Raw genomic sequence first — 2,008 nt, forward strand, 5'->3', positions numbered from 1 at the left:
AATCCACAACAATGAAGAAACTGCTATTATTATTCGTGCTCATGAGTACGATGTTTGTACTCGAAGCCCAGGTAGGCATCAACACCGAATCACCCCACCGGCTGACCGAGCTGGACATAAAAAACATCATAAACGGGACAGACACCATTCCCAAAGGCATCCTCATACCCCGTTTAAGAACAGAACAACGCGACCAGATGGTAATATCAGACATCGCCAACGAAAACGGCATCCTCATCTACAACATAGACGAAGACTGCTACAACTACTACCACCGAACAGACCGCGAATGGAAAAGCATCTGCGGAAAAGTAGGAAACGCCGTATTCACCATCGACTGTAACAAAGTAAACCTCTACGGAGAATACAAAAACGGAGTAGAAACCGGCTCAACCAATTACATATCAGTCATCGTATCAGTAACCAAACCCGGGCTATACACCATTTCCGCAACAATAACAGACCCACTCAAAGATAACGGATACTTTTTCCATACATCCGGAGAATTCCTCTCCATCGGAACATTTACCATCCGCGTACCCGCAATGGGAACCCCCATAAACTACTCCAACCCCGACAAAGACCAGTTCACCATAGAACTGAACGCAGTAAGAGCAAACGGAGACGATCCCGCCTGCACATTCGAAGTAGAAGTAAAAAACAATGCCATCCGCCCCCTATACACCATGCAGTGCTCCGGAACAGTTGTACACGGTGAATACTACGAAGACGAGCAACTCGTAGCAACCAACTATATCGAAGTAGTACTAAACGTAGACCCCACATCCTTCGGAGCAACCTACGAAATCGAAACAAACGAAGTCGACGGAATAAAATTCAGCGGATCAGGCATCCTCACCTCAAATCCACAGACCGTACAATTAAAAGGAGAAGGAACACCCTACAGCATAGACACCAAGAAAATGTATATCAAGTCTAACAGCGAATCTTCCACAGCCACCTGTATAGCACAAGTATATATGATTATCCCGGCTAAACGTATATTGACCATCGCCACCAACAATGCATACGGATACAACTTCGGTTCGGTAACCACCGCATCAAATAAAATGATAACCGATCAGTTAAACTTTGGCCCTCAAACCAACAGTATAGTGCGTTACGCCGGATTTAAAAATAAAGGGACCACGCTGACATCCAACGAAGGAGCAGACGACGGACGGACAATCGTTTCGCGCGATGCAGGATATTACTACAGTGCCGTTCCGGCAACCCAGGCAACGCTCAACACCGAGTTCCATAACTTACTGTTCGGCAAAGCAGGTTATGCCCCTATCGATATCCTTTATATCGGCTGGACTTCCGGTATAAACGGAGCAGCCTCCGCATGGGATAATATTACCGACAGCCAATTACAAGATATATATGATTTCGTACAAGGAGGAGGTATACTGTTAATGTTCAGTGAAGCACCTGTCCTAAACAATAAAATATTCAGAAAGATATTTAATAAAAGCGATATCGACTTTACGGCCGGTACAACCACTAATCCCCCAGGATCAGTGTACCGCTTACCAAGTATAACCGACCCTATTCTGGACGGGCCGTTCGGTAATGTCACCGGATTATATTGGGGTGAAGATGCTTCAACTACAAACTACGTAGTTAACCTTCCTCTGGATGAGGTTGTATTGTATTCGAATAATGTTAATGTGGTCAGTGGAAATGCGGAGATAATGAATGCGGCAACAGCTTTCCGCCACCGTACTTTACCGTTTGTATGGGTGGGTGACGGAGGTTTTACTTCGAATGATGCTGGAACCGCTCCGACTATATGTCCGTTTAAGTTAACAACAAAAACGATAAGCGGGACAACATATTCCAACTATCCAACTTATAAACCAAATTATGGATCCGGAACTATAACAGCTAATTTATATAAATATCAGGTGCACAATGCGGTGTTTGCTGCTAATGCCATTGCCTGGTGTATTGAAACGGCGGAGGCGAATAGAAAGGCTCAGAAACAGTAAGGTTAAGAGGTAAA

At 44.7% G+C, this 2,008-nt stretch carries 1 protein-coding gene; it reads left to right on the forward strand.

What is annotated here, in order from left to right:
- Window positions 1-1,994, forward strand: a 1,994-nt coding sequence (locus tag BUC12_RS19615; protein WP_221407229.1) for a hypothetical protein, incomplete at its 5' end; no start/stop codon positions are given.
- Between the last annotated feature and the right edge of the window lie 14 nt (window positions 1,995-2,008).

The sequence above is a fragment of the Indolivaga macrotermitis genome (assembly GCF_900128985.1).
GTDB classification, from domain to species: domain Bacteria; phylum Bacteroidota; class Bacteroidia; order Bacteroidales; family Dysgonomonadaceae; genus Dysgonomonas_A; species Dysgonomonas_A macrotermitis.